The following is a 26,414-nucleotide window of genomic DNA, read 5'->3' as shown; positions in this document are numbered from 1 at the left end:
GCCGTGCGCCATTAATTTGACTGTATGCTTTTTTTTGACTTTACTAGTGGCTGTTTTCGAATTTCAGACGTCCGAACGCTGACCATTCAGTCGGGATGATCTCGAGCACGCCTAAGGGCGCCGATATGACTAGGGAAGTTGCTATTGCATGTGGCGTGAAACCAAGATTCTCCTGATCGATGACGACAGCGCCCGCCGCCGCGATCTGGCGGTGGTCCTGAATTTTCTCGGCGAAGACAATCTGCCCTGCTCTAGCCAGGATTGGCAGCAGGTGGTGGAATCGTTGTCTTCGAGCCGTGAAGTGCTCTGCGTGCTCATCGGCACCGTGAATGCTCCAGGCAATGTGCTTGGGCTGCTTAAGACAGTGGCCGGTTGGGATGAGTTCCTTCCTGTGTTGCTGATTGGTGAAATTTCTTCTGCGGAGTACCCGGAAGAGCTTCGCCGCAGGGTGCTGTCCAACCTCGAAATGCCGCCCAGCTACAGTCAGTTGCTCGACTCGTTGCACCGTGCCCAGGTCTATCGCGAAATGTATGACCAGGCCCGCGAGCGTGGCCGCCAGCGTGAGCCCAACCTGTTCCGCAGCCTGGTCGGTACCAGTCGCGCGATCCAGCATGTTCGCCAGATGATGCAGCAAGTGGCCGACACCGATGCCAGCGTGCTGATCCTGGGTGAGTCTGGCACTGGCAAGGAAGTGGTGGCGCGCAACCTGCACTACCATTCCAAGCGCCGCGAAGCGCCGTTCGTGCCGGTCAACTGCGGCGCGATCCCCGCCGAGTTGTTGGAAAGCGAACTGTTCGGCCACGAGAAGGGCGCTTTCACCGGCGCGATCACCAGCCGTGCCGGGCGTTTCGAACTGGCCAATGGCGGCACCCTGTTCCTGGACGAGATCGGCGACATGCCGCTGCCGATGCAGGTCAAGTTGTTGCGTGTGCTGCAGGAGCGCACCTTCGAGCGGGTCGGTAGCAACAAGACCCAGAGCATCGATGTGCGCATCATTGCCGCGACCCATAAAAACCTCGAAAGCATGATCGAGGAGGGGACCTTCCGCGAAGACCTGTACTACCGCCTTAACGTGTTCCCGATCGAGATGGCGCCCCTGCGTGAGCGGGTGGAGGACATTCCGCTGCTGATGAACGAGCTGATTTCGCGCATGGAGCACGAGAAGCGTGGGTCGATCCGCTTCAATTCCGCCTCGATCATGTCGCTGTGTCGCCACGGCTGGCCGGGCAACGTGCGTGAGCTGGCCAACCTGGTCGAGCGCATGGCGATCATGCATCCCTACGGCGTGATTGGCGTTTCCGAGCTGCCGAAGAAGTTCCGTTACGTCGATGATGAAGACGAGCAGATGGTCGACCACCTGCGCAATGACCTGGAAGAACGCGTGGCGATCAACGGCCATTCGCTGAACTTCTCCAACCCGGCGATGCTGCCGCCTGAGGGTCTGGACCTGAAGGACTACCTGGGTAGCCTGGAGCAGGGTTTGATTCAGCAGGCGCTGGACGATGCGAACGGTATCGTCGCGCGGGCGGCCGAGCGTTTGCGCATTCGCCGTACCACGTTGGTTGAGAAGATGCGCAAGTACGGCATGAGCCGCCAGGGTGGCGAGGAGCAGTCGGAAGACTGACGCCTGGCGGCCCTGGCTTCATCGCCGGCAAGCGGGCGTGCACAAGTTCTGCAAGGTTGCTGCGCGCCCTGTGGGGGCCGGCTTACCGCCGATGAGCATGACCGTCCGCACAAACCCCCATCCCCGGCACGGCTATTGCTATACCGCTGGCACCATACCGTTTTTATGACGGTCAGCCACGCGAGTAAAGCACGATGCCCCAGGCCGCCCACTTTTCCCGAGTCCCTGATCCGCAGGGGCGTACCCCGGTCGAACAGGAGAGTCGACAAGGGCTGGAGCAGGCATTCGCCCTGTTCAACCAGGTGTCCACGCAGCTCAATCAGTCCTACAGCATGCTCGAGGCCCGCGTCAGCGAGCTCAAGGGCGAGCTGGCGGTGGTCGGTGCGCAGCGCATGGACGAGTTGAACGAGAAGGAACGCCTGGCTAATCGCTTGCAGAACCTGTTGGACTTGCTGCCCGGCGGGGTGATCGTGATCGATGATCAAGGGCGGGTGCGCGAAGCCAACCCGGCGGCCTGTGAATTGCTGGGCGAACCCTTGCTCGGCCAGCTGTGGCGCCAGGTGATCGCCCGCAGCTTTGCCCCGCGCAAGGACGACGGGCACGAGGTGTCGCTACGTGATGGCCGCCGCCTGTCGATTGCCACGCGCTCGCTGGATGCCGAGCCCGGGCAATTGGTGCTGCTCAACGACCTGACTGAAACCCGTCGCCTGCAAGACCAGCTGGCGCGCCACGAGCGTTTATCGTCGCTGGGGCGTATGGTCGCGTCGCTGGCCCACCAGATCCGTACACCGTTGTCGGCTGCCATGCTCTATGCCAGTCATCTGGCCGACGGCGAGCGCGAGCTCGCGCCCGAAACCCGTCAACGTTTTGCCGGCAGCCTCAAGGAGCGCTTGCATGAGCTGGAACACCAGGTGCGTGACATGCTGGTGTTCGCCCGCGGGGAGCTGCCGCTGGGCGATCGGCTGACCCCGAAAGCCTTGTTCCAGGCCCTGCAGCAGGCGGCCCAGTCCCACGTCCAGGGCCATGCCGTGCGCTGGCAATGCGACAGCCACCTGGGCGAGTTGCTGTGTAACCGCGATACCTTGGTCGGGGCGCTGCTCAATTTGATTGAAAATGCGCTGCAAGCCAGCGGCGCTGCGGCGCGGATCAAGGTGCACCTGTACCGTCGCGAGAACACTTTGCACCTGTGCGTCAGTGACGCCGGCAGTGGCATCGATGCGCAGCTGCTGGGGCGTCTTGGCGAACCGTTTCTGACCACCAAGGCCACCGGCACCGGGCTTGGGCTGGCAGTGGTCAAGGCCGTGGTGCGTGCGCACCAGGGCAAGCTGCAGTTGCGCTCGAAGGTGGGGCGTGGCACCTGCGCCAGGGTGGAGTTGCCGCTGATCGACGGGCAGCCCGCGGAGGGCGTGCAATGATCAAGGTGTTGCTGGTCGAGGATGACCGCGCGTTGCGCCAGGCGCTGGGCGATACCCTGGAAATAGGCGGGTTTGCCTACCGCGCCGTCGGCAGTGCCGAGGAGGCGCTGGAGGCGGTGCACGGCGAACTGTTCAGCCTGGTGGTCAGTGACGTGAACATGCCGGGGATGGATGGGCATCAGTTGCTGGCCCAGTTGCGCCGCCATTACCCGCAGTTGCCGGTGCTGCTGATGACTGCCCACGCGGCCGTGGAGCGCGCTGTTGAAGCCATGCGCCAGGGGGCGGTGGATTACCTGGTCAAGCCATTTGAGCCCAAGGCGCTGCTTAGCCTGGTCGAGCGCCATGCTGCCGGCCGCCTGAGTACGGCCGATGAAGAAGGCCCTGTGGCCTGTGAAGCCGCCAGTCGCCAGTTGCTGGAATTGGCGGCACGGGTAGCCCGCAGCGATTCGACCGTGCTGATCTCGGGCGAGTCGGGCACGGGCAAGGAAGTGCTGGCGCGCTACATCCACCAGCAATCACCCCGGTCGGCGCAGCCCTTTGTCGCGATCAACTGCGCGGCCATTCCAGACAACATGCTCGAGGCCACCTTGTTCGGCCATGAGAAGGGCGCCTTCACCGGTGCCATCGCCGCCCAGGCCGGTAAGTTCGAGCAGGCCGAAGGCGGCACCTTGCTCCTCGATGAGATTTCCGAAATGCCGTTGGGGTTGCAGGCCAAGCTGCTCCGTGTATTGCAGGAACGCGAGGTCGAGCGGGTAGGCGGGCGCAAGCCCATTGCCCTGGATATCCGCGTGCTGGCCACCACCAACCGTGACATGGCGGGTGAGGTCGCGGCCGGGCGCTTCCGCGAAGACCTGTACTATCGGCTGTCGGTATTCCCCCTGGCCTGGCAGCCGCTGCGCGCGCGCAGCGGCGATATTCTGCCCTTGGCAGAGCGGCTGCTGGCCCGGCATGTCGCCAAGATGAAACATGCGCCGGTTCGCCTTTCCAAGGCGGCGCAGGCCTGCCTGCAGGCCTATGCCTGGCCGGGCAATGTGCGCGAACTGGATAACGCCTTGCAGCGTGCGCTGATCTTGCAGCAGGGCGGCGTGATCGAGGCGGCGGATTTCTGTCTGGAGGGTGCCATTCCCTTGTCGGCTGGCAGTACGCCAGCAGTTGCCGAAGAGGCAGACGAAAGCGCGGGCCTGGGTGATGACATGCGCCGTCACGAATTCCAGATGATCATCGATACCTTGCGCGCCGAGCGCGGCCGCCGCAAAGAGGCGGCTGAGCGACTGGGCATCAGCCCCCGGACCTTGCGCTACAAGCTGGCGCAGATGCGCGATGCCGGTTTCGACGTCGAGGCCAGCCTGTTCGGCTGACAGGCTGCGCCCGCAGAGGTGTCTGCCCACGGGCAGGTGATGTTTTCAAAGGCTGGCACCTTTGTTGCTTTACACGAGCTACCCGCCGCATGAGTGTCAAAAAAATGCGGCCGCCGGAGAGAGAAGTTCATGACCCAAGGTGTTGAATTCAATCGTCTGATGTTGGACATGCGTGCCATGCAGGCTGATGCCATGTCGTTGCCCAAAGCCACGGCCGCCCCAGAGTTGGCGCCGGGCCAAAGCAGCTTTGCCGACATGCTTGGCCAGGCCATCGGCAAGGTGCATGAAACTCAGCAGGCCTCGACCCAGCTCGCCAATGCCTTCGAAATTGGCAAGAGCGGTGTCGACCTGACCGACGTGATGATCGCCTCGCAGAAGGCCAGCGTTTCCATGCAGGCGTTGACCCAGGTACGCAACAAGCTGGTCCAGGCGTACCAGGACATCATGCAGATGCCGGTTTGAGGACGGAAGTAAGTCATGGCTGAAGCAGTCGTCGATAACGCGCCCGCCAAAAGTGGCTCGCCAGCACCCAAGCCGCCACTGTTCGGCATGGCGTTTCTGGAAAACATCTCGCAGATGCCCATGCTGCGCCAGGTTGGCCTGCTGGTCGGGTTGGCGGCGAGCGTGGCGATCGGCTTTGCCGTGGTGCTGTGGTCGCAGCAGCCGGACTACCGCCCGCTGTACGGCAGCCTGGCGGGCATGGACACCAAGCAGGTCATGGAAACCCTGGCCGCTGCCGATATCCCCTATAACGTCGAGCCCAATTCCGGTGCTCTGCTGGTCAAGGCCGACGACCTCTCCCGCGCGCGCCTGAAACTGGCAGCCGCCGGCGTGGCACCCAGCGATGGCAATGTCGGCTTCGAGCTGCTGGACAAGGAGCAGGGGCTGGGCACCAGCCAGTTCATGGAAGCCACCCGTTACCGCCGCAGCCTTGAGGGCGAGCTGGCCCGGACCGTTTCCAGCCTGAACAACGTCAAGGCTGCCCGCGTGCACCTGGCGATCCCGAAAAGCTCGGTGTTCGTGCGCGATGAGCGCAAGCCAAGCGCGTCGGTACTGGTCGAGCTGTACCCCGGCCGCGCCCTGGAAGCCGGCCAGGTGATGGCGATCGTCAACCTGGTCGCCACCAGCGTGCCAGAACTGGACAAGTCGCAAGTTACCGTGGTGGACCAGAAGGGCAACCTGCTTTCCGACCAGTTGCAAGACACCGCATTGACCATGGCCGGCAAACAATTCGATTACAGCCGCCGCATGGAAGGCATGCTCACCCAGCGGGTGCACAACATTCTGCAGCCGGTGCTGGGCAACGACCGCTACAAGGCCGAAGTGTCTGCCGACCTGGACTTCAGTGCGGTGGAGTCGACCTCCGAACAGTTCAATCCGGACCAGCCGGCGCTGCGCAGCGAGCAGTCGGTGAACGAGCAGCGCTCCAGCAGCTCGGGCCCGCAAGGCGTGCCGGGGGCGCTGAGCAACCAGCCGCCAGCCGGTGCCTCTGCACCGGAAAATGCCACCACTGCCGCGCCTGCCGCCGGTGCCATCCAGCCTGGCCAGCCGCTGGTGGATGCCAACGGCCAGCAGATCATGGACCCGGCCACCGGCCAGCCCATGCTCGCGCCATACCCGGCCGACAAGCGTCTGCAAACCACCAAGAACTTCGAGCTGGACCGCTCCATCAGCCACACCCGCCAGCAGCAGGGTCGCCTGACGCGCCTGTCGGTGGCAGTGGTGGTCGATGACCAGGTCAAGGTCGACGCCAGTGGCGAGACCACCCGCGCCCCTTGGGGGGCCGAAGACCTGGCGCGCTTCACCCGCCTGGTACAGGACGCCGTGGGCTTCGATGCCAGCCGTGGCGACAGTGTGACGGTGATCAACGTGCCGTTCGCCGCCGACCGTGGCGAAGAGATTGCCGACATCGCCTTCTATCAGCAGCCGTGGTTCTGGGACATCGTCAAGCAGGTGCTGGGCGTGGTGTTCATCCTGGTGCTGGTGTTCGGGGTACTGCGCCCGGTGCTCAACAACATCACAGGCGGCGGCAAGCAAGCTACCGCGACGGACAGCGACATGGAGCTGGGCGGCATGATCGGTCTGGATGGCGAACTGGCCAACGACCGCGTCAGCCTGGGTGGCCCGACAAGCATTCTGTTGCCAAGCCCGAGCGAGGGTTACGAGGCGCAGCTCAACGCAATCAAAGGCCTGGTGGCCGAAGACCCGGGTCGCGTGGCTCAGGTCGTGAAAGAGTGGATCAACGCCGATGAGTGATAACCGAGCCGTTACCGCCAAGCTGAGCCGCACTGACAAAGCGGCGATCCTCCTGCTGTCGCTGGGTGAGACCGATGCCGCCCAGGTGCTGCGGCACATGGGCCCGAAGGAAGTGCAGCGGGTCGGTGTGGCCATGGCGCAGATGGGCAACGTGCACCGCGAGCAGGTCGAGCAGGTGATGAGTGAGTTCGTCGAGATCGTCGGCGACCAGACCAGCCTGGGCGTCGGCTCCGATGGCTATATCCGCAAGATGCTCAACCAGGCCTTGGGCGAGGACAAGGCCAACGGCCTGATCGACCGCATCCTGCTGGGGGGCAACACCAGCGGCCTGGACAGCCTCAAGTGGATGGAGCCGCGTGCCGTGGCCGATGTCATCCGCTTCGAGCACCCGCAGATCCAGGCGATTGTGGTCGCCTACCTGGACCCCGACCAGGCCGGTGAGGTGCTGAGCAACTTCGACCACAAGGTGCGCCTGGACATCATCCTGCGGGTGTCGTCGCTCAACACCGTACAACCGGCGGCACTCAAGGAACTGAACCAGATCCTGGAGAAGCAGTTCTCGGGCAATTCCAATGCGGCACGCACCACGCTGGGCGGTATCAAGCGTGCAGCCGACATCATGAACTTCCTCGACAGCTCGGTGGAAGGTGCGCTGATGGATTCGATCCGCGAAATCGACAACGACCTGTCGGAGCAGATCGAAGACCTGATGTTCGTCTTCAACAACCTGGCCGACGTCGACGACCGCGGCATCCAGGCCCTGCTGCGCGAAGTGTCCTCCGATGTGCTGGTGGTTTCGCTCAAGGGTGCCGACGAGCGGGTCAAGGACAAGATCTTCAAGAACATGTCCAAGCGTGCCTCGGAACTGCTGCGCGACGACCTCGAGGCCAAAGGCCCGGTGCGTGTCAGCGACGTGGAAACGGCGCAGAAGGAAATCCTCACCATTGCCCGCCGCATGGCCGAGGCCGGCGAGATTGTGCTCGGTGGCAAGGGCGCCGAGGAAATGATCTAAGACGCAGGTCTATCGACCGCCGTGGATCCCTGTGGGTGCGGGCTTGCCCCGCAACACCGGCAAAGCCGGTGCCATTCACCGCAGCGTCTGCTTCGCCGGACAGGCCCGCTTGCACAGGGGCCAAGCCTGCCTCCTTATCGAACAGGGTTCTGAGTACCTGAGAACATGCCCACCAAAGAATCCCACCCCAGCGACCTGATCCGCGCCCGCGACCTTGAGGGCGTCGACGTCTGGGCATTGCCCAGCTTCGACCCCGAGCCTGCACCGGAGCCTGAGCCGGAACCCGAGGTCATCGAGGACGAAGTCGAGGAAGTGCCGCTGGAGGAAGTCCAGCCGCTCACCCTCGAGGACCTCGAGGCGATCCGCCAGGAGGCCTACAACGAGGGCTTTGCCACGGGTGAGCGCGAGGGCTTTCACAGCACCCAGCTCAAGGTGCGCCAGGAAGCCGAGGAAGCGCTCAATGCCAAGCTCGCCAGCCTGGAGCAGCTGATGGAGCACCTGCTGGAGCCGATCGCCGAGCAGGACACGCAGATAGAAAAGGCCTTGGTGCACCTGGTCTCGCACATGGCGCGTCAGGTCATAGGTCGCGAACTGCGCAGCGACTCCAGCCAGATTACCCAGGTGCTGCGCGAGGCACTGAAGTTGCTGCCAATGGGCGCGGAAAACATCCGCATCCATCTCAACCCGCAAGACTTCGAGCTGGCCAAGGCGCTGCGCGAGCGCCATGAGGAAAGCTGGAAGCTGCTTGAGGATGACGCGCTGTTGCCGGGCGGTTGCCGTATCGAAACCGCGCACAGCCGCATCGACGCAAGCATGGAAACCCGTATCGAAAAGGCCGTGGCGCAGCTGTTCGACCAGCTTCACGATCAATCCCTGCATCCGGCGGCGCCGGATGTTTCCATCGAGCTGGGCGCCGACGATGCGCCTTGAACGCACCAGCTTCGGCAAACGCCTGGGGGGGTATGCCGAGGCGATCAAGCTGCCCGTGCAACCGGTGGTCGAAGGGCGCCTGCTGCGCATGGTCGGCCTCACCCTCGAGGCTGAGGGCCTGCGCGCAGCAGTGGGCGGGCGCTGCCTGGTGATCAACGACGACAGTTACCATCCGGTGCAAGTCGAAGCCGAAGTCATGGGGTTTGCTGGCAACAAGGTGTTCCTCATGCCGGTGGGCAGCATCGCCGGCATCGCGCCTGGAGCGCGCGTGGTGCCGTTGGACGACAGCGGCCGCCTGCCCATGGGCATGAGCATGCTCGGCCGGGTCCTGGATGGTGCCGGACGGGCGCTGGACGGCAAGGGCGGGATGAAGGCCGAGGATTGGGTGCCGATGGACGGCCCGATCATCAACCCACTGAACCGTGATCCGATCAGTCAGCCGCTGGATGTGGGCATTCGCAGCATCAATGGGTTGCTCACCGTTGGTCGTGGTCAGCGCCTGGGGCTGTTCGCCGGTACCGGTGTGGGTAAATCCGTGCTGCTGGGCATGATGACCCGCTTTACCGAAGCCGAAATCATCGTGGTAGGCCTGATTGGCGAGCGGGGTCGCGAGGTGAAGGAGTTCATCGAGCACATCCTGGGCGAAGAGGGCCTCAAACGCTCGGTGGTGGTCGCATCCCCCGCTGACGACGCGCCGCTGATGCGCTTGCGCGCAGCCATGTACTGCACGCGCATCGCGGAGTACTTCCGCGACAAGGGCAAGAACGTCCTGCTGTTGATGGATTCGCTGACCCGCTTTGCCCAGGCCCAGCGTGAGATTGCCCTTGCCATTGGCGAGCCGCCGGCCACCCGTGGCTACCCGCCGTCGGTGTTTGCCAAGCTGCCCAAGCTGGTGGAGCGGGCCGGCAATGGCGAGCCGGGTGGCGGTTCGATCACGGCGTTCTATACGGTGTTGTCCGAAGGCGACGACCAGCAAGACCCGATCGCCGACTCAGCGCGTGGCGTGCTCGACGGGCACTTTGTGTTGTCCCGGCGGCTGGCCGAAGAGGGCCATTACCCGGCCATCGACATCGAAGCCTCGATCAGCCGGGTCATGCCCCAGGTGGTCGATGCCGACCACCTGCGCCAGGCGCAGAAGTTCAAGCAATTGTGGTCGCGCCTGTCGCAAAGCCGCGACCTGATCAGCGTCGGCGCCTACGTCGCCGGGGGCGACCCAGAGACTGACCTGGCCATTGCCCTGCAGCCCAAGCTGGTGGAGTTCCTGCGCCAAGGGCTGGATGAAAATGTTGGCATCGGCCAGAGCCGCCAGCAGTTGGGGGCAATCTTCACGCCTCCGGCGAACGGTTGATAGGCGATGAGCGTATCCAGCCGTGCAGCGCGCCTGGCGCCTGTGGTGCAAATGGCCGAAGAGGCCGAGCGCAAGGCTGCCCAGCGCCTGGGGCATTTCCAGCAACTGGTGGCCCAGGCGCAGGCCAAGCTCACCGAGCTGGAGAGCTTTCGTGAAGGCTATCAGGCGCAATGGATCGATCGCGGCGGCCAGGGCGTCAACGGCAGCTGGCTGGTCAACTACCAGCGTTTTCTGGGGCAGCTTGAAACCGCCATGACCCAGCAGCGCCAGAGCCTGATCTGGCACCAGAACAACCTCAAGAATGCCCGTGGCACCTGGCAACAGGCCTATGCCCGGGTGGAAGGGTTGCGCAAGCTGGTGCAGCGCTACATGGAAGAGGCACGGCGGGCCGAGGACAAGCGCGAGCAGCGTCTGCTGGATGAACTCTCGCAGCGGTTGCCAAGGCAGGGGCATCTGTAGCCGGGCAAGCCTGCTACCACAGGATTTGCGTCTACTTTTGCTGTGGGGTCCGGCTTGTCGGCGACTAAGCCAGGGCAGGCAGCCTCAATTTGCGAGGGGCGCAACTGCCTGCTAAACCTTCAAGAGTTGCATTCGCCATCATCGAAGGAATCGCTAGCATGGCAGTCGAGACCGATTTTTCGCAGGACGGAAAAAAGCTCACGATCAAGATCAAGGGGCGCTTCGATTTCGGTAAGCATCAGGAATTTCGCGATGCCTACGAACGTCAGTCCAGGCGGCCCGACTCGGTGGTGGTCGACCTGAAAGACACCACGTACCTGGACAGCTCCGCGCTCGGCATGCTGCTGTTGCTGCGTGATCATGCCGGTGGTGATGATTCAGATGTGCGCGTGGTGCATGCCAGCTCAGACGTGCGCAAGATCTTGGCGATCTCCAATTTTGAAAAGCTGTTCGATATCAGTTGAGTGCCCAGGTGGAGCCCGCGCAGGCGTTGACCGTGCTGGTGGCCGAGGACGGGGCGACCGATCGCCTGCTGCTGGCGCAGATCGTGCGGCGGCAGGGGCACCAGGTGTTCACCGCGGAAAACGGCGAGCAGGCCGTGGCGCTGTTCGCCGAAAAGCGTCCGCACGTGGTCCTGCTCGATGCCCTGATGCCGGTGATGGATGGTTTTGAGGCGGCCCGACAGATCAAGGCGCTGGCCGGCGAGCAGCTGGTGCCGATCATCTTCCTCACCTCATTGAACGAGGAAGAGGCCTTGGTGCGCTGCCTGGAGGCCGGCGGCGACGACTTCATGGCCAAGCCTTACAGTGCGGTGATCCTGGGCGCCAAGATCCGCGCCATGGACCGTTTGCGCCGCCTGCAGGCGACGGTGCTGGCGCAGCGTGACGAAATCACCCGGCACCATCATCACCTGCTCAACGAGCAGCGGGTGGCCAAGGCGGTGTTTGACAAGGTGGCCCACTCCGGCTGCATCACGGCGCCGAACATTCGTTACCTGCAATCACCGTATGCGCTGTTCAACGGCGACTTGTTGCTGGCAGCCTTCACGCCGTCGGGCGACATGCACGTGCTGTTGGGCGATTTTACCGGCCATGGTTTGCCCGCTGCCGTCGGCGCCATGCCCCTGGCGGAAGTGTTCTACGGGATGACTGCGAAAGGGTACGGGCTGCCCCAGCTACTGCGCGAAATGAACGCCAAGCTCAAGCGCATCCTGCCGGTGGACATGTTCTGCTGTGCGCTGCTGCTTAACCTGAGCGTGCAGCGGGGTGCGGTGGAAGTGTGGAATGGTGGCATGCCCGACGGCTATCGGCTGTCGGGCGCTGGTGAGGTGCTCTCGACCCTGGCCTCGCGGCATCTGCCGCTGGGCATTCTGGCGCCCGAGCGCTTCGACGACAGTACCGAGGTACTGCCGCTGGCGGCAGGCGAGCGGCTGTTGCTGTTGTCCGACGGGGTGGTCGACACGGCCGATGAGCACGATTGCCTGTTCGGTGTCGAGCGCTTGCGTGCGGTGCTGGCGGCGAACCGCGATCCAGCGTACCTGTTCGATGAGGTGATGCAGGCGCTGGAACGCTTTGGTGGGCGGCCCCGGGATGACATCAGTCTGTGCGATATCCGCATGTTCACGGCCCAGGAGCGGGTCCCGGCGCCCACGATCTACTCCGACAGCGGGCGCTCCAGCCCGCTGGACTGGTCGCTGGGCTTCGAGTCGCGAGGCGAAAGCCTCAAGCGCTTCAACCCTGTGCCGTATCTGGTGCAGTTGTTGCAGGAAATCCACGGGCTGCGGTCGCGTACCGGTGACCTGCACAGCGTCCTCAGCGAGTTGTATTCCAATGCACTGGAGCACGGGGTGCTGGGTCTGGATTCGCGGCTTAAACGTGATGTGCAGGGGTTTGCCGACTACTATGAGGAACGCGCTCGGCGCCTGCGTGCCCTGGTCGATGGTTTCGTGCGCATTGACCTTAAGGTGGAACCGCACGCGGCAGGTGGGCGTCTGATGATCGAGGTGCGCGACAGTGGCGCAGGGTTCGATGTGCACAAGGTACTGTCGCGCCCGGCCCGTGAGCATGGCCTGAGCGGCCGCGGCCTGAACCTGGTGAGGCGGCTGGGAAGCCACGCCGGTTGGGGTGAGGGTGGCCGTTGCGCCTGGGTGCAGTTCGATTGGTGAGTCGCCTGGTGAGCCGCTTGGCGACTGAGGCATAATCCGGCTTGATCAAGGAGCGAGCAAGTGACTGACATGCATATAGACCACAAGGTGCTCAGTGACCTGCAGGAGGTCATGGAAGATGGCTACCTACAGTTGCTGGAAACCTTTCTGGAAGATTCCGAGCGGCGCCTGGCCCAGTTGCATGGCGCCAGGAATGCCGAGGAGCTCGGCATGGCGGCGCACAGTTTCAAAGGCAGCAGCGGCAACATGGGGGCTGTTGGCCTGGCGCAGTTGTGCCAGCAGTTGGAGGAGCGGGTGAAGGCGCTGCCGCTGTACGGTATCGAAGACCTGATCAACCGCATCGACCAGGAATATCTGGAAGTGCAGCGTTTTTATCGTGCTGAGCGCGAGCGCGTTTCGGCAGGCTGAGCGCGAGTTGGCGCGAGTTTTGCCTGTATGTGCCAGGATGTTTTTTTTGTTCCTGGCGCGGAGACCGTTCAATGCCTGTCGCACCCAACCCTTTGTTGCAAACCAGCACCCTGAGCAAGCCGTCGCGCGCGGGCTCCTCGCTGCTGGACAAGCCGCTGCAGGCGGCAGGTGCACAGGGCGGTGGCTTCGATCAGGTGATGGCCAGGCAGGGGCGTGACAAGTCGCCTTTGGGCGATGACAAAGGCGCCATGGCCAAGACCAGGGACAAACCCGATGTCGCCCAGGGCGGCAAGAAGGGGGCGGCGATTGCCGATGACGGCAACCCCTTGCCACCCGACGATACGCCGCAAGCCCCTGCCGATGCTGCGGCAGGCGGCGATTCCAGTTCGTTGGACGCCAACCTTGTGGCTGGCCAGGTCACCGATGCGCAACCCGGTGCGCAACTGTTGCAAGCCCAGGCCGAAGCGGTAGCTCCGGTACTGCAGGCTGCGGTCCAGCAGCCGCAAACCCCGGTCGTCGAGGCCTTGGCGGAGCAGCCAGAGGCTGAAACCTTCGACCCTGACACTGATCCCTTGGCCAATCTGCCTACGCTGCGCCTGGCCCTTGAACAGAGCGCGCAGGCAAAGGGCACCACCTCTGCTCATGCCGCTGACGCTTCCAAGCCTGCGGCCGACGATGGCCAGGCGACCGTCAATCCCTTGGCGGCCCTGCTGGACAAGGTCGAAGCCGAGGCGGCGAAATCGGGAGACGGTGGCGCAGACAAGGGGTTCGGTGCATTGCTCGAAGAGGGGCTCAAGGACACCAAGCGCGCGGACAGCGATACCCGTGTCGACGACTTCGCCAACCGCCTGGCCAGCCTGACCCAGGCGCCCACGGCGAAGACGGCCAATGCCCTGCCGGTCAACGGCAGCCCATTGCACCAGCCGCTGCCGATGAACCAGAACGCCTGGGCCGAAGGCCTGGTCAACCGGGTCATGTACCTCTCGAGCCAGAACCTCAAGTCGGCGGATATTCAACTGGAGCCGGCCGAGCTTGGCCGCCTGGACATCCGCGTCAACGTGGCGGCGGACCAGAGCACCCAGGTCACGTTCATCAGTGGCCATGCCGGCGTGCGTGATGCGTTGGATAGCCAGGTGCACCGTTTGCGTGAGCTGTTCGCGCAGCAGGGCTTGGCCCAGCCGGACGTCAACGTCGCCGATCAGTCGCGCGGGCAACAGCAGCAGGCCCAGCAGGACGGCGCGCAGCTGTCCGGGGTGGCGGCGCGCCGGGCGCAGAATGGCGGTAGCGCCGAGCAGGGTGAGCTTGCCGATGCTGCCCGGCCGGTCGAGCAGCAGGTCGTCATCGGCGACAGTGCGGTCGATTTCTACGCCTGATTGTGTTGCCCGTCCCGCCGATAGGGCTGGGACAGGCAAAACGCTCAATCTGGCATAACACTTGCTCAAGCCACGTCATCCTCCTATGAAACCCCGATGGACGACGGATTATTGGCATGGCGAAGAGCGACGCAGTGAAAGACCCCGCCACTAACGGCAAACTCAAGCTGATCCTGCTGCTGGTGCTGGCCTTGCTCCTGGCGGTCGGCTTGTCGGTGGGTGCCACCTGGTTCTTCATGCACAAGCGCGAGCCGGCGCCGGTCGACCCGACTGCGGCCAGCGTCAAGCCGGCGGCAATCTACGAACCGCTGGCTCCGGCCTTCGTGGTCAACTTCAACCAGAACGGTCGCCAGCGCTACATGCAGGTGAGCATCACCCTGCAAGGTCGCAACCAGGCCGACCTGGATGCTTTGAAGGTGCATATGCCGGTGATCCGCAACAACCTGGTGATGATGTTTTCCGGGCAGGGCTTCGACACCTTGGCCGGCAGCCCGGTAGGGCAGGAGATGCTGCGTCAGAAAGCCACCGCCGTGGTTCAGGAAGTGGCGCAGAAGGAAGTCGGCAAGCCGGTCATCGACCAGCTGCTGTTCACCAATTTCGTATTGCAGTAGGAGTCCGCAATGGCCGTACAGGACCTGCTGTCCCAGGATGAAATCGATGCCTTGTTGCACGGCGTCGACGATGGGCTGGTACAGACCGAGAGCGCTGCCGAGCCCGGCAGCATCAAGAGTTATGACCTGACCAGCCAGGATCGGATCGTACGGGGGCGCATGCCGACCCTCGAGATGATCAACGAGCGTTTCGCCCGCTATACCCGCATCAGCATGTTCAACCTGCTGCGCCGTTCTGCGGACGTGGCCGTGGGTGGCGTGCAGGTCATGAAGTTCGGTGAGTACGTGCATTCGCTGTACGTGCCGACCAGCCTCAACCTGGTGAAGATCAAGCCACTGCGCGGTACTTCGCTGTTTATCCTTGATGCCAAGCTGGTGTTCAAGCTGGTGGACAACTTCTTCGGCGGTGACGGCCGCCACGCCAAGATCGAAGGCCGTGAGTTCACGCCCACCGAGCTGCGAGTGGTGCGCATGGTGCTGGATCAGTGCTTCGTCGACCTCAAGGAAGCCTGGCAGGCGATCATGCCGGTCAACTTCGAGTACATGAACTCCGAGGTCAACCCGGCCATGGCCAACATCGTCGGGCCGAGCGAGGCGGTGGTGGTGTCGACCTTCCATATCGAACTCGATGGCGGCGGCGGTGACCTGCACGTGACCATGCCGTACTCGATGATCGAGCCGGTGCGCGAAATGCTCGATGCCGGTTTCCAGTCCGACCTGGACGACCAGGACGAGCGCTGGGTCAAGGCCCTGCGCGAGGATGTGCTGGATGTTTCCGTGCCGCTGAGCGCCACGGTTGCCCGCCGCCAGCTGAAGCTGCGCGACGTGCTGCACATGCAGCCTGGTGACGTGATCCCGGTGGAGCTGCCGGAGCACCTGGTGCTGCGCGCCAATGGCGTGCCGTCGTTCAAGGCCCGCCTGGGCTCGCACAAGGGCAACCTGGCCCTGCAGATCATTGACCCGATCGAACGCCGCTGACGGCGTGCCGGTCGCTCACTACGAATTGAATGCCTGTCGAGGACATCATGGCTAACGAAAACGAGATCACCTCCCCGGAAGACCAGGCCCTGGCTGACGAATGGGCTGCTGCGCTGGAAGAAACCGGTGACGCCGGCCAGGCCGACATCGATGCCCTGCTGGGCGGTGATACCGGCAACACTGGCGCTGGCCGCCTGCCGATGGAAGAGTTCGCCAGCTCGCCGCGGCCGAAGGAAAACGTCAGCCTCGAAGGCCCGAACCTGGACGTGATCCTGGATATTCCGGTGAACATCTCCATGGAAGTGGGTAGCACCGAGATCAACATCCGCAACCTGCTGCAGCTCAACCAGGGCTCGGTGATCGAGCTCGACCGCCTGGCCGGTGAGCCGCTGGACGTGCTGGTCAATGGCACGCTGATCGCCCATGGCGAAGTGGTCGTGGTCAACGAGAAGTTCGGCATCCGCCTGACCGACGTGATCAGCCCCAGCGAACGCATCAAGAAGCTGCGCTGAGTGAAAGCCGCGATGCGGGCCGTGGCGGCCCTTGCCGCGCTGTTTGCCAGCGAAGTGGTGATCGCCGCGGCGCCGGCTGCACCGGCTGCGGCGCAAACGCCCGCGCCCGGCAGCATGGGGGGGCAGCTGGCGCAAATGGTGTTCGGTTTGCTAGTGGTGGTGGGCCTGATCTTCTTCCTGGCCTGGCTGCTGCGCCGCATGCAGGGCGCCGCACCCAAGGGCGGCCAGGTGATCGAGATCGTTGGCAGCCGCGCCATCGGCCCGCGGGATCGCCTGTTGCTGGTGCAGGTCGGCAAAGAGCAGATTCTTATCGGCCATTCCCCTGGCAGCATCGAGGCCTTGCACGTGCTGGCCGAACCCGTGGAAGTACCTGCCAGCGCCCGCCAGGCGACGCCTGAATTTGCCCAGCGGCTGATGGAGCTGATGGGCAAGGACCAGAAGGACAAGAAGTGATGAGCGGCGCGCTGCGCATGTTGTTGACCCTGGCGCTGCTGCTGGCCGCGCCGTTGGCCTTGGCGGCCGACCCATTGTCGATCCCGGCCATTACCCTGTCCAATGGCCCGGACGGGCAGCAGGAGTATTCGGTCAGCCTGCAGATCCTGCTGATCATGACGGCGCTGAGCTTCATTCCAGCGTTCGTCATCCTGATGACCAGTTTTACCCGGATCATCATCGTCTTTTCGATCCTGCGCCAGGCCCTGGGCCTGCAGCAGACGCCGTCGAACCAGGTGCTGACCGGCATGGCGCTGTTCCTCACGATGTTCATCATGGCGCCGGTATTCGACCGGGTGAACCAGGATGCCCTGCAGCCCTACCTGAAGGAGCAGATGACGGCCCAGCAGGCGATCGACAAGGCCCAGGGGCCGCTCAAGGACTTCATGCTGGCGCAGACTCGGCAGAGCGACCTGGACCTGTTCATGCGCCTGTCCAAACGTACCGACATCGCTGGCCCCGACCAGGTACCGCTGACCATCCTGGTGCCGGCGTTCGTCACCTCCGAGCTGAAAACCGCGTTTCAGATCGGCTTCATGATCTTCATCCCATTCCTGATCATCGACATGGTGGTCGCCAGCGTGCTCATGGCCATGGGTATGATGATGCTGTCGCCGTTGATCATCTCGCTGCCGTTCAAGATCATGCTGTTTGTCCTGGTCGATGGCTGGGCGCTGATCATGGGTACCTTGGCTGGCAGTTTCGGCGGCGTCTGACGCCGTCAAGGAGAGCGCTGCATGACACCTGAAGTTGCCGTCGACCTGTTCCGCGATGCCCTCTGGCTGACCACGCTGATGGTTGCCACCCTGGTGGTGCCAAGCCTGTTGGTGGGCCTGATGGTGGCGATGTTCCAGGCGGCCACGCAAATCAACGAACAGACCTTGAGCTTCCTGCCGCGCCTGCTGGTGATGCTGGTGACACTGATCGTGGCCGGGCCCTGGCTGGTGCAGAAGTTCATGGAGTACATCACCGGCCTGTACACCAGCATCCCGCAGCTGATCGGTTGAGACGGGCATGCTGGAGCTGACCGACGCGCAGATCGGCACCTGGGTCGCCACCTTCATCCTGCCGCTGTTCCGGGTAACTGCGGTGCTGATGACCATGCCGATCTTCGGCACCCGCATGCTGCCGGCGCGCATCCGCCTGTACGCAGCCGTGGCCATCACGGTGGTGATCGTGCCGGCGTTGCCACCGTTGCCTGAATTCGATCCGCTGAGCCTGCGCGGCATGTTGCTGTGCGGCGAGCAGATCATCGTCGGGGCGCTGTTCGGCTTCTCGCTGCAGCTGCTGTTTCAAGCCTTTGTCATCGCCGGGCAGATCATCGCGGTGCAGATGGGCATGGCCTTCGCTTCGATGGTCGACCCGGCCAACGGGGTCAACGTCGCGGTGGTCAGCCAGTTCATGACGATGCTGGTAAGCGTGTTGTTCCTGCTGATGAATGGCCACCTCGTGGTATTCGAGGTGCTGACCGAAAGCTTTACCACCTTGCCGGTGGGCAACGCGCTGGTGGTCAACCAGTTCTGGGAAATGGCCGGGCGCCTGAGCTGGGTGTTCGGGGCCGGGCTGCTGCTGATCTTGCCGGCGATCGCCGCGCTGCTGGTGGTGAACATCGCCTTTGGCGTGATGACGCGTGCCGCACCGCAGCTGAACATCTTCTCCATCGGCTTCCCGCTGACCCTGGTGCTGGGCATCGGCATCTTCTGGGTCGGCCTTGCCGATATCCTCTCCCACTACCAGGCATTGGCCAGCGAAGCGCTGCAATGGCTGCGTGAACTGGCAAGGGCGCGCTGAGCATGGCTGAAAGCGAGAGCGGTCAGGACAAGACGGAAGACCCCACCGACAAGCGCAAGCGCGACGCGCGCGAAAAAGGCGAGATTGCCCGCTCCAAAGAGCTGAACACCGTGGCGGTGACCTTGGCGGGCGCCGGGGCATTGCTGGCCTTTGGTGGGTACCTGGCCGAGACGTTGATGACCTTGATGCGGCTCAACTTCTCACTGTCGCGCGAGGTGCTGACGGACGAGCGCTCGATGGGGTTGTTCCTGCTGACCTCCGGCAAGATGGCCATCTGGGCCGTCCAGCCGATATTGATGCTGTTGTTCGTGGTGGCATTGGTGTCGCCCATTGCGCTGGGCGGGTTCATCTTCTCCGGTAGCCTGCTGCAGCCAAAGTTCAGCCGCATGAACCCCTTGTCGGGGATCAAGCGTATGTTTTCGATGAACTCGCTGACCGAGTTGCTCAAAGCGATGGCCAAGTTCCTGGTGATCCTGATCGTGGCGCTGGTGGTGCTCAGCAATGACCGCCAGGCGCTGCTGGCAATTGCCAACGAGCCGCTGGAGCAGGCGATCATCCACAGCGTGCAGGTGGTGGGCTGGAGTGCTTTGTGGATGGCTGCCGGGTTGCTGCTGATTGCGGCGGCAGACGTGCCGTTCCAGCTGTATCAGACGCAAAAGAAGCTGAAGATGACCAAGCAGGAGGTCAAGGACGAGTACAAGGACAGCGAAGGCAAGCCTGAGGTCAAGCAGCGGATCCGCCAGTTGCAGCGTGAGGTGTCGCAGCGGCGCATGATGGCCGCCGTGCCGGAGGCGGATGTGATCATCACCAACCCGACGCACTATGCGGTCGCCCTGCAGTATGACCCGGAGAAGGGCGGGGTGGCCCCCTTGCTGCTGGCCAAGGGCACGGACTTCATTGCCTTGAAGATTCGCGAGATCGGGGTCGAGCACAAGGTGCAGATTCTCGAGTCGCCAGCGCTGGCACGGGCGATCTATTACTCCACCGAGCTTGAACAGGAGATCCCGGCGGGGTTGTACCTGGCGGTGGCGCAGGTGCTGGCGTATGTGTTCCAGATTCGGCAGTACCGGGCGGGCAAGGGTAAGCGGCCAGAGCCGTTGAAGGAAGATCTGCCGATTCCGCCGGATTTGCGCCGTGACCGTTGATCTGCTGCGGGGGCAGTTCGTCCGGCTAGGGGGCCGCTGAGCGCAAAAACCTAAAGTTGGAAAGCTTCTTGCAGAGCCACGCCCAAGCGCCCCTTGGGCGTCAAAGTTTTGCATGAAGAGGACTCGCGGTGGATCGCACTCAGTTAATCAGCAACGCTCGCCAGAACCTGGCCGGGCTCGGCCGGGGCAACCTGGGCGTGCCGCTGTTGCTGCTGGTGATGTTGGCAATGATGATGTTGCCGATTCCGCCGTTCCTGCTCGACGTATTCTTCACCTTCAACATCGCCCTGTCGATCGTGGTTCTGCTGGTCTGCGTTTACGCCTTGCGTCCGCTCGATTTCGCCGCATTCCCCACCATCCTGTTGGTCGCAACGCTGCTACGCCTGGCGTTGAACGTCGCCTCTACGCGGGTGGTCATGCTCCACGGTCAGGAGGGCCATGGCGCCGCCGGCAAGGTGATCCAGGCCTTCGGTGAAGTCGTGATCGGCGGCAACTATGTCGTCGGTGCGGTGGTGTTCGCCATCCTCATGATCATCAACTTCGTGGTGGTGACCAAGGGTGCCGGGCGTATTTCCGAGGTGAGCGCGCGCTTCACCCTCGACGCCATGCCCGGCAAGCAGATGGCCATCGACGCCGACCTCAACGCCGGCCTGATCGACCAGGCCCAGGCCAAGTCGCGCCGTGCCGAGGTGGCCCAGGAGGCAGAGTTCTATGGTTCGATGGACGGTGCCAGCAAGTTCGTGCGCGGTGATGCCATCGCTGGCCTGCTGATCCTGTTCATCAACCTCATCGGCGGCATGCTCATTGGCATGCTGCAGCACAATATGTCGTTCAGCGATGCCGGCAAGGTCTACGCGCTGTTGACCATTGGTGACGGTTTGGTGGCGCAATTGCCATCCCTGTTGCTGTCGACCGCTGCCGCGATCATGGTCACCCGGGCCTCGGGCTCCGAGGACATGGGCAAGCTGATCAACCGGCAGATGTTCGATTCGCCCAAGGCGCTGGCGGTATCGGCAGGGCTGATGATCGTCATGGGCCTGGTGCCGGGCATGCCGCATATCGCGTTCCTGAGCCTGGGCCTGCTGGCGGGCGGTGGCGCTTACCTGGTCTGGAAGAAGCAGCAGAAGGCCAAGGTCGAGGCGCAGAAGGAGGCGCAGCGTCAGCAGGACCTGCTGCCTTCTCCGCAGCGCGCGCTGGAAACCAAGGAGCTGGGCTGGGACGACGTGACACCGATCGACATGATCGGCCTGGAGGTCGGCTACCGGCTCATCCCGCTGGTCGACCGCAACCAGGGCGGCCAACTGTTGGCACGGATCAAGGGCGTGCGCAAGAAGCTCTCCCAGGACCTGGGCTTTCTCATGCCCACGGTGCACATCCGCGACAACCTCGATCTACAGCCCAGCGCCTATCGCCTGACGTTGATGGGGGTGATCTTGGCGGAAGCCGAGATCTACCCAGACCGCGAGTTGGCAATCAACCCTGGCCAGGTGTTCGGCACCCTCAACGGCATTGCCGCACGCGATCCGGCCTTTGGCCTGGAAGCGGTGTGGATCGATGTCGGCCAGCGCGCTCAGGCACAGTCGCTGGGCTATACGGTGGTGGATGCCAGCACCGTGGTTGCCACCCACCTCAACCAGATCCTGCAGAAACACTGCCACGAGCTGATAGGCCACGAGGAAGTCCAGCAACTGTTGCAAGTATTGTCCAAGGCTTCGCCTAAACTTGCCGAGGAGTTGGTGCCGGGTGTCATTTCCTTGTCGGGGCTGCTCAAGGTCCTGCAGGCATTGCTTGCCGAGCAGGTGCCCGTGCGCGATATTCGCAGCATTGCCGAGGCCATCGCCAACAATGCCGGCAAGAGTCAAGATACCGCCGCGCTGGTGGCCGCCGTGCGTGTCGGATTGTGTCGCGCCATCGTGCAAAGCATTGTCGGCGTTGAGTCCGAGCTGCCTGTCATCACCCTTGAGCCAAGGTTGGAACAGATTTTGCTCAATAGTCTGCAACGGGCCGGGCAAGGCCAGGAGGACGGTGTTCTTCTGGAGCCGAGCATGGCCGAAAAGCTGCAGCGCTCGTTGATTGATGCGGCCCAGCGCCAGGAAATGCAAGGCCAGCCAGCTATCTTGCTGGTGGCCGGCCCGATCCGCGCCATGCTGTCGCGCTTTGGTCGCCTGGCTGTACCGAATTTGCATGTTTTGGCGTATCAGGAAATACCTGACAACAAGCAAGTCACCATCGTTGCCACCGTGGGCCCCAACGGCTGAGGTAGTGGGTTATGCAAGTTAAGCGTTTTTTCGCCGCCGATATGCGTCAAGCCATGAAGCTGGTCCGTGATGAGCTGGGCTCTGATGCCGCCATCATCGGTAACCGCCGCATTGCTGGCGGTGTCGAACTGACGGCTGCGCTGGACTACAAGCTGTCCGCGCTGGCCCCGCGCGTGCCCAACGCCGAGCTCGAGCAAGAGCTGCGCAAGACCCACACGCGCATCGCCACCGCCCAGGCCGAGCTGGACAACCGCAGCGATGGCGACGAAGGCAATCGCCAATTGTTCGCCGGGCAATCGCTGACCGCCTCGGAGCCACTGATCGAGCCGCAGTCGGCTGCGCCTGCACCGGCAGCACCCGCCGCGCCGGCACCGGTGGACCCGCGGCTGTTCGATGCCATGCGCTCGGAGCTCTCGGGCCTGCGCGAGTTGCTCGAAGTGCAGCTCGGTTCGCTGGCCTGGAGCCAACTGCAGGGCAGCAAGCCGGCCCAGGCCAACCTCTGGCGCCGCTTGCAGCGTATCGGCCTGTCCGGACCGATCGCCCGCGAATTGCTCGAGCTCACGGGCGAGATCGAAGAACCACGGCAGGCGTGGCGCATGTTGCTGGCGCACCTGGCGCGGATGATCGAGGTGCCCGAGGTCGAGCCGATCGAGGAGGGCGGTGTGATCGCCATGGTCGGCCCTGCTGGCATGGGCAAGACCACCACCCTGGCCAAGCTGGCGGCGCGGTATGTACTCAAGTACGGCCCGCAGAACCTGGCGCTGGTGAGCATGGACAGCTTCCGCATTGGTGCCCAGGAGCAGCTCAAGACCTTGGGGCGCATCCTCAATGTGCCCGTGACCTACGTCGACCCGGGCCAGTCGTTGGCCCAGGCGCTGGAGCCGCTGCTGCGCAAGCGCGTGGTGCTGATCGATACCGCCGGCCTGCAGGCCAGCGACCCGGCCCTGCGCATGCAACTGGAAACCTTGGCCGGGCGTGGCATCGCCGCGAAGAACTACCTGGTGCTGGCCACCACCAGCCAGAAGCAGGTGCTCACCGCCGCCTACCACAGCTATAAACGCTGTGGCCTGGCCGGTTGCATCCTGACCAAACTCGATGAAACGGCGAGCCTTGGCGACGTGCTGAGCCTGGCCATCAGTCATGAACTGCCCGTGGTCTACCTCACCGATGGCCCGCGCATTCCTGACGACCTGCACCTGCCGCGGGCGCACCAACTGGTGACCCGTGCCGTCAATGTGCAGTTGCAGGACGAGCCCAGCGAGGAGGCCATGGCCGACATGTTCGCTGATCTCTATCACAACCCGCGGCGAGCAGGTTGATGATGAAGCGTATGCAAAATACCTACACCAAGGGGGCGGCAGCATTGCCCCTCGTGTGGCTTGGGTCCAAGCGAGACAAGGTAAACAACGAACATGGGTAGCATGCATCCCGTACAGGTGATCGCCGTGACCGGTGGTAAAGGTGGCGTCGGCAAGACTAACGTTTCAGTGAACCTGTCCCTGGCGCTGGCCGAACTCGGCCGCCGGGTCATGCTGCTGGACGCCGACCTGGGCCTGGCCAACGTCGACGTGTTGCTGGGCCTGACCCCTAAACGCACCTTGGCCGATGTCATCGAAGGGCGCTGCGAGCTGCGCGACGTACTGTTGCAGGGGCCAGGCGGCGTGCGCATCGTGCCGGCGGCGTCCGGCACCCAGAGCATGGTGCACCTGGCTCCCGCCCAGCATGCCGGGTTGATCCAGGCATTCAGCGAGGTCGGCGACAACCTCGATGTGCTGGTGATCGACACCGCTGCGGGTATTGGTGACTCGGTAGTCAGTTTTGTTCGTGCTGCCCAGGAAGTGTTGCTGGTGGTCTGTGATGAACCGACCTCGATCACCGACGCCTACGCGTTGATCAAGTTGCTCAACCGTGATTACGGGATGAACCGATTCCGCGTGCTGGCCAACATGGCACAGAGCCCGCAGGAAGGGCGCAACCTGTTCGCCAAGTTGACCAAGGTCACCGATCGCTTCCTCGATGTCGCCCTACAATACGTCGGTGCCGTGCCCTATGACGAGTGCGTGCGCAAGGCGGTGCAGAAGCAACGGGCAGTCTACGAGGCCTTCCCTCGTTCCAAGTGCGCGCTGGCCTTCAAGGCCATTGCGCAGAAGGTCGATAGCTGGCCATTGCCGGCCAACCCGCGCGGGCACCTGGAGTTCTTTGTCGAGCGCCTGGTGCAACCCACCAGCGCGGGGCCGGTACTATGAACGCAAGCGGTTTCAAGATGTACAGCAAGGCGTCGAAGGATGCCCAGTACGAATTGATCGAACGCTACGCCCCGCTGGTCAAGCGCATTGCCTACCACCTGCTGGCCCGCTTGCCGGCCAACGTGCAGGTCGAAGACCTGATTCAGGCCGGCATGATCGGTTTGCTGGAAGTCGCCAACAAGTACGACGCTAGCAAGGGTGCCAGTTTCGAAACCTATGCCGGCATCCGCATCCGCGGTGCGATGCTCGACGAAGTGCGAAAGGGGGATTGGGCACCCCGTTCGGTGCACCGTAATACGCGCATGGTCAGTGATGCGATGCGTGCCGTGGAAGCCAGAACCGGCCGTGACGCTAAAGATCATGAAGTTGCTGCCGAACTCCAATTGAGTCTCGATGATTACTACGGGATTTTGAACGATACCCTGGGTAGCCGCCTGTTCAGTTTCGACGACCTGTTGCAGGACGGCGAGCACGAAGGGCTGCACGAGGACGGTGCCAGTGGCCAGGTCGAGCCATCGCGCGACCTGGAAGACGAGCGCTTCCAGGCTGCCTTGACCGATGCCATTGCCAATCTGCCAGAGCGTGAGCGGCTGGTGCTGGCGCTGTACTATGACGAAGAGCTGAACCTCAAGGAAATCGGTGAGGTGCTGGGGGTCAGCGAGTCACGTGTCAGCCAGCTGCACAGCCAGTGCGCCGCGCGCCTGCGCAGCCGCCTCGGGGAGTGGCGGGCACGCTGAGCCCGGGGTCGTTGCAGTCGTTTTCACGTTGTACCGAATTGATTGAATGCGCGTTCGGGGCCGAGCGCGTTTGAGACTGCTTGGAGGTCTAATTGAACAAAGACATGAAAATCCTCATCGTTGACGACTTCTCGACGATGCGGCGGATCATCAAGAACCTGTTGCGTGATCTGGGTTTCACCAATACCGATGAGGCCGATGACGGCACCACGGCACTGCCGATGCTCGAAAGCGGCCATTACGACTTCCTGGTGACCGACTGGAACATGCCCGGCATGTCCGGTATCGACCTGCTGCGCAAGGTGCGTGCACACGACCGCCTGAAGGCTATGCCGGTGCTGATGGTGACCGCTGAAGCCAAGCGTGACCAGATCATCGAAGCGGCCCAGGCCGGGGTCAATGGATACGTGGTCAAGCCGTTCACCGCTCAGGTGCTCAAAGAAAAGATCGAGAAGATCTTCGAACGCGTCAACGGCTGAGTCACGTCAGGGGGCGCCATGGAATCAACACAATCGTCTTTGGGGGAGTTCGAATCGACCCTGAAGAAGCATGCCCAGGAGTTGGTCGAAAGCCTGGAGCGGGGGCGGTTCGGCGAGGCGGTGCAACTGATTCATCAGTTGAACCAGACCCGCGACCGAGGCCTGTACCAGGAGGTCGGCAAGCTCACCCGTGAGCTGCACAGCGCGATCGTCAGTTTCCAGATCGACCCGCACATGCCGCAGGCCGAGGAAGTCTCGCAGATCACCGACGCCACCGAGCGCCTGTCCTATGTGGTCAAGCTCACCGAAGGAGCCGCCAACCGCACCATGGACCTGGTCGAGCAGAGCACGCCTGTGCTCAACGATCTGGCGGCCGAGGCGCAGCGCCTGAGCGTTGACTGGCAGCGCTTCATGCGTCGCGAAGTTGCCGCTCCGGAGTTTCGCGAGCTGGTCAAGCGCGTCGACAGTTTCCTGACACACAGCGCCGAAGGGAACCGCAAGGTCGCGGGCCACCTCAACGACATTTTGCTGGCTCAGGACTATCAGGACCTGACCGGCCAGGTGATCAAGCGCGTGACTGCGCTGGTTACCGACGTGGAAAGCAATCTGCTCAAGCTCGTGCTGATGGCCAGTCAGGTCGACCGTTTTGCCGGTATCGAACATGACCACCAGCAGTTGCGCGCTGAAAAAGATCAAGAAAAACATCCGACACGGGGTGAAGGTCCGCAGATTCATGCCGATAAGCGTGAAGACGTCGTGTCCGGTCAGGACGATGTCGATGATCTGCTGTCCAGCCTGGGTTTTTAAGGAGCACGTTT

Annotated in this window: 27 protein-coding genes; all 27 read left to right on the top strand. The window is 63.1% G+C overall.

Annotation, left to right across the window (positions count from 1 at the left end; genetic code table 11):
• The first annotated feature begins 148 nt into the window (after positions 1–148).
• The 27 genes from fleQ to APH34_RS04825 all read left to right on the top strand — a co-directional run bounded on the left by fleQ (position 149) and on the right by APH34_RS04825 (position 26,403).
• On the top strand, positions 149–1,624 hold the full coding sequence (gene fleQ / locus APH34_RS04955; RefSeq protein WP_054900065.1) for a transcriptional regulator FleQ: 1,476 nt from the start codon (positions 149–151) through the stop codon (positions 1,622–1,624).
• A 194-nt stretch (positions 1,625–1,818) separates the two neighbouring features.
• Positions 1,819–3,039, top strand: coding sequence for a PAS domain-containing sensor histidine kinase (locus tag APH34_RS04950; protein ID WP_054900064.1), 1,221 nt, complete (start codon positions 1,819–1,821; stop codon positions 3,037–3,039).
• On the top strand, positions 3,036–4,397 hold the full coding sequence (locus tag APH34_RS04945) for a sigma-54 dependent transcriptional regulator (protein WP_054900063.1): 1,362 nt from the start codon (positions 3,036–3,038) through the stop codon (positions 4,395–4,397). The genes APH34_RS04950 and APH34_RS04945 overlap by 4 nt, the downstream gene beginning before the upstream one ends.
• Before the next feature lie 129 nt (positions 4,398–4,526).
• Positions 4,527–4,859, top strand: coding sequence for a flagellar hook-basal body complex protein FliE (gene fliE, locus APH34_RS04940; RefSeq protein WP_054900062.1), 333 nt, complete (start codon positions 4,527–4,529; stop codon positions 4,857–4,859).
• A 15-nt stretch (positions 4,860–4,874) separates the two neighbouring features.
• Positions 4,875–6,653, top strand: coding sequence for a flagellar basal-body MS-ring/collar protein FliF (fliF, locus tag APH34_RS04935; RefSeq protein WP_054900061.1), 1,779 nt, complete (start codon positions 4,875–4,877; stop codon positions 6,651–6,653).
• Positions 6,646–7,665 carry a flagellar motor switch protein FliG gene (gene fliG, locus APH34_RS04930; protein ID WP_054900060.1) on the top strand — a complete coding sequence of 340 codons (1,020 nt, stop codon included), beginning with the start codon at positions 6,646–6,648 and terminating at the stop codon, positions 7,663–7,665. Before fliF ends, fliG begins: the two co-directional genes overlap by 8 nt.
• A 165-nt stretch (positions 7,666–7,830) precedes the next feature.
• Entirely contained in the window at positions 7,831–8,595 is a 765-nt protein-coding gene (fliH, locus tag APH34_RS04925; RefSeq protein ID WP_054900059.1) for a flagellar assembly protein FliH, read from the top strand.
• Complete coding sequence (gene fliI / locus APH34_RS04920; RefSeq protein WP_054900058.1) at positions 8,585–9,943, top strand: flagellar protein export ATPase FliI; 1,359 nt, start codon at positions 8,585–8,587, stop codon at positions 9,941–9,943. Before fliH ends, fliI begins: the two co-directional genes overlap by 11 nt.
• Before the next feature lie 6 nt (positions 9,944–9,949).
• Complete coding sequence (fliJ, locus tag APH34_RS04915) at positions 9,950–10,402, top strand: flagellar export protein FliJ (RefSeq protein WP_054900057.1); 453 nt, start codon at positions 9,950–9,952, stop codon at positions 10,400–10,402.
• 158 nt (positions 10,403–10,560) lie between these two features.
• Complete coding sequence (locus APH34_RS04910) at positions 10,561–10,866, top strand: STAS domain-containing protein (protein WP_054900056.1); 306 nt, start codon at positions 10,561–10,563, stop codon at positions 10,864–10,866.
• A gap of 8 nt (positions 10,867–10,874) precedes the next feature.
• Positions 10,875–12,566 carry a fused response regulator/phosphatase gene (locus tag APH34_RS04905; RefSeq protein WP_054900055.1) on the top strand — a complete coding sequence of 564 codons (1,692 nt, stop codon included), beginning with the start codon at positions 10,875–10,877 and terminating at the stop codon, positions 12,564–12,566.
• 60 nt (positions 12,567–12,626) lie between these two features.
• Complete coding sequence (locus APH34_RS04900) at positions 12,627–12,974, top strand: Hpt domain-containing protein (protein WP_054900054.1); 348 nt, start codon at positions 12,627–12,629, stop codon at positions 12,972–12,974.
• 71 nt (positions 12,975–13,045) lie between these two features.
• Entirely contained in the window at positions 13,046–14,347 is a 1,302-nt protein-coding gene (locus tag APH34_RS04895) for a flagellar hook-length control protein FliK (RefSeq protein ID WP_054900053.1), read from the top strand.
• A 116-nt stretch (positions 14,348–14,463) separates the two neighbouring features.
• Positions 14,464–14,958, top strand: a complete 495-nt coding sequence (gene fliL / locus APH34_RS04890; protein ID WP_054900052.1) for a flagellar basal body-associated protein FliL — start codon at positions 14,464–14,466, stop codon at positions 14,956–14,958.
• Between the two features lie 9 nt (positions 14,959–14,967).
• Positions 14,968–15,936 (top strand): flagellar motor switch protein FliM, encoded by a 969-nt coding sequence (gene fliM, locus APH34_RS04885; RefSeq protein ID WP_054900051.1) that lies wholly within the window; start codon positions 14,968–14,970, stop codon positions 15,934–15,936.
• Positions 15,937–15,983: 47 nt separating this feature from the next.
• The gene (fliN, locus tag APH34_RS04880) at positions 15,984–16,448 is read left to right on the top strand and encodes a flagellar motor switch protein FliN (protein WP_054900117.1); all 465 of its coding nucleotides are present in this window, start codon (positions 15,984–15,986) and stop codon (positions 16,446–16,448) included.
• A 12-nt stretch (positions 16,449–16,460) separates the two neighbouring features.
• A complete protein-coding gene (fliO, locus tag APH34_RS04875) occupies positions 16,461–16,901 on the top strand; it encodes a flagellar biosynthetic protein FliO (RefSeq protein WP_054900116.1) in 441 nt (146 codons plus the stop codon).
• Positions 16,901–17,656 carry a flagellar type III secretion system pore protein FliP gene (gene fliP, locus APH34_RS04870; RefSeq protein WP_054900050.1) on the top strand — a complete coding sequence of 252 codons (756 nt, stop codon included), beginning with the start codon at positions 16,901–16,903 and terminating at the stop codon, positions 17,654–17,656. Before fliO ends, fliP begins: the two co-directional genes overlap by 1 nt.
• Positions 17,657–17,677: 21 nt before the next feature.
• Entirely contained in the window at positions 17,678–17,947 is a 270-nt protein-coding gene (fliQ, locus tag APH34_RS04865; protein WP_054900049.1) for a flagellar biosynthesis protein FliQ, read from the top strand.
• Between the two features lie 7 nt (positions 17,948–17,954).
• Positions 17,955–18,731, top strand: a complete 777-nt coding sequence (fliR, locus tag APH34_RS04860) for a flagellar biosynthetic protein FliR (RefSeq protein WP_054900048.1) — start codon at positions 17,955–17,957, stop codon at positions 18,729–18,731.
• Between the two features lie 2 nt (positions 18,732–18,733).
• Positions 18,734–19,876, top strand: coding sequence for a flagellar biosynthesis protein FlhB (gene flhB / locus APH34_RS04855; protein WP_054900047.1), 1,143 nt, complete (start codon positions 18,734–18,736; stop codon positions 19,874–19,876).
• 128 nt (positions 19,877–20,004) lie between these two features.
• Positions 20,005–22,134, top strand: a complete 2,130-nt coding sequence (gene flhA / locus APH34_RS04850; RefSeq protein WP_054900046.1) for a flagellar biosynthesis protein FlhA — start codon at positions 20,005–20,007, stop codon at positions 22,132–22,134.
• An 11-nt stretch (positions 22,135–22,145) separates the two neighbouring features.
• Entirely contained in the window at positions 22,146–23,453 is a 1,308-nt protein-coding gene (gene flhF, locus APH34_RS04845; protein ID WP_054900045.1) for a flagellar biosynthesis protein FlhF, read from the top strand.
• Between the two features lie 93 nt (positions 23,454–23,546).
• Positions 23,547–24,380 (top strand): flagellar synthesis regulator FleN, encoded by an 834-nt coding sequence (fleN, locus tag APH34_RS04840; protein WP_054900044.1) that lies wholly within the window; start codon positions 23,547–23,549, stop codon positions 24,378–24,380.
• Positions 24,377–25,117 (top strand): RNA polymerase sigma factor FliA, encoded by a 741-nt coding sequence (gene fliA, locus APH34_RS04835; RefSeq protein WP_054900043.1) that lies wholly within the window; start codon positions 24,377–24,379, stop codon positions 25,115–25,117. The genes fleN and fliA overlap by 4 nt, the downstream gene beginning before the upstream one ends.
• A 104-nt stretch (positions 25,118–25,221) precedes the next feature.
• Positions 25,222–25,596: a chemotaxis response regulator CheY gene (locus APH34_RS04830; protein ID WP_115274187.1), complete on the top strand. Its 375-nt coding sequence runs from the start codon at positions 25,222–25,224 to the stop codon at positions 25,594–25,596.
• 18 nt (positions 25,597–25,614) lie between these two features.
• Complete coding sequence (locus tag APH34_RS04825) at positions 25,615–26,403, top strand: protein phosphatase CheZ (protein ID WP_054900042.1); 789 nt, start codon at positions 25,615–25,617, stop codon at positions 26,401–26,403.
• Positions 26,404–26,414 lie beyond the last annotated feature (11 nt).

The organism is Pseudomonas sp. NBRC 111131, assembly GCF_001320525.1.
GTDB classification, from domain to species: domain Bacteria; phylum Pseudomonadota; class Gammaproteobacteria; order Pseudomonadales; family Pseudomonadaceae; genus Aquipseudomonas; species Aquipseudomonas ceruminis.
This window is presented reverse-complemented; position numbering and strand designations above follow the sequence as displayed.

Bases quoted from the DNA above. Each gene is read 5' to 3' on its own strand.
- fleQ (WP_054900065.1), top strand. From the start codon at position 149: ATGTGGCGTGAAACCAAGATTCTCCTGATCGATGACGACAGCGCCCGC.
- APH34_RS04950 (WP_054900064.1), top strand. From the start codon at position 1,819: ATGCCCCAGGCCGCCCACTTTTCCCGAGTCCCTGATCCGCAGGGGCGT.
- APH34_RS04945 (WP_054900063.1), top strand. From the start codon at position 3,036: ATGATCAAGGTGTTGCTGGTCGAGGATGACCGCGCGTTGCGCCAGGCG.
- fliE (WP_054900062.1), top strand. From the start codon at position 4,527: ATGACCCAAGGTGTTGAATTCAATCGTCTGATGTTGGACATGCGTGCC.
- fliF (WP_054900061.1), top strand. From the start codon at position 4,875: ATGGCTGAAGCAGTCGTCGATAACGCGCCCGCCAAAAGTGGCTCGCCA.
- fliG (WP_054900060.1), top strand. From the start codon at position 6,646: ATGAGTGATAACCGAGCCGTTACCGCCAAGCTGAGCCGCACTGACAAA.
- fliH (WP_054900059.1), top strand. From the start codon at position 7,831: ATGCCCACCAAAGAATCCCACCCCAGCGACCTGATCCGCGCCCGCGAC.
- fliI (WP_054900058.1), top strand. From the start codon at position 8,585: ATGCGCCTTGAACGCACCAGCTTCGGCAAACGCCTGGGGGGGTATGCC.
- fliJ (WP_054900057.1), top strand. From the start codon at position 9,950: ATGAGCGTATCCAGCCGTGCAGCGCGCCTGGCGCCTGTGGTGCAAATG.
- APH34_RS04910 (WP_054900056.1), top strand. From the start codon at position 10,561: ATGGCAGTCGAGACCGATTTTTCGCAGGACGGAAAAAAGCTCACGATC.
- APH34_RS04895 (WP_054900053.1), top strand. From the start codon at position 13,046: ATGCCTGTCGCACCCAACCCTTTGTTGCAAACCAGCACCCTGAGCAAG.
- fliL (WP_054900052.1), top strand. From the start codon at position 14,464: ATGGCGAAGAGCGACGCAGTGAAAGACCCCGCCACTAACGGCAAACTC.
- fliM (WP_054900051.1), top strand. From the start codon at position 14,968: ATGGCCGTACAGGACCTGCTGTCCCAGGATGAAATCGATGCCTTGTTG.
- fliN (WP_054900117.1), top strand. From the start codon at position 15,984: ATGGCTAACGAAAACGAGATCACCTCCCCGGAAGACCAGGCCCTGGCT.
- fliO (WP_054900116.1), top strand. From the start codon at position 16,461: ATGCGGGCCGTGGCGGCCCTTGCCGCGCTGTTTGCCAGCGAAGTGGTG.
- fliP (WP_054900050.1), top strand. From the start codon at position 16,901: ATGAGCGGCGCGCTGCGCATGTTGTTGACCCTGGCGCTGCTGCTGGCC.
- fliQ (WP_054900049.1), top strand. From the start codon at position 17,678: ATGACACCTGAAGTTGCCGTCGACCTGTTCCGCGATGCCCTCTGGCTG.
- fliR (WP_054900048.1), top strand. From the start codon at position 17,955: ATGCTGGAGCTGACCGACGCGCAGATCGGCACCTGGGTCGCCACCTTC.
- flhB (WP_054900047.1), top strand. From the start codon at position 18,734: ATGGCTGAAAGCGAGAGCGGTCAGGACAAGACGGAAGACCCCACCGAC.
- flhF (WP_054900045.1), top strand. From the start codon at position 22,146: ATGCAAGTTAAGCGTTTTTTCGCCGCCGATATGCGTCAAGCCATGAAG.
- fleN (WP_054900044.1), top strand. From the start codon at position 23,547: ATGGGTAGCATGCATCCCGTACAGGTGATCGCCGTGACCGGTGGTAAA.
- fliA (WP_054900043.1), top strand. From the start codon at position 24,377: ATGAACGCAAGCGGTTTCAAGATGTACAGCAAGGCGTCGAAGGATGCC.
- APH34_RS04830 (WP_115274187.1), top strand. From the start codon at position 25,222: ATGAAAATCCTCATCGTTGACGACTTCTCGACGATGCGGCGGATCATC.
- APH34_RS04825 (WP_054900042.1), top strand. From the start codon at position 25,615: ATGGAATCAACACAATCGTCTTTGGGGGAGTTCGAATCGACCCTGAAG.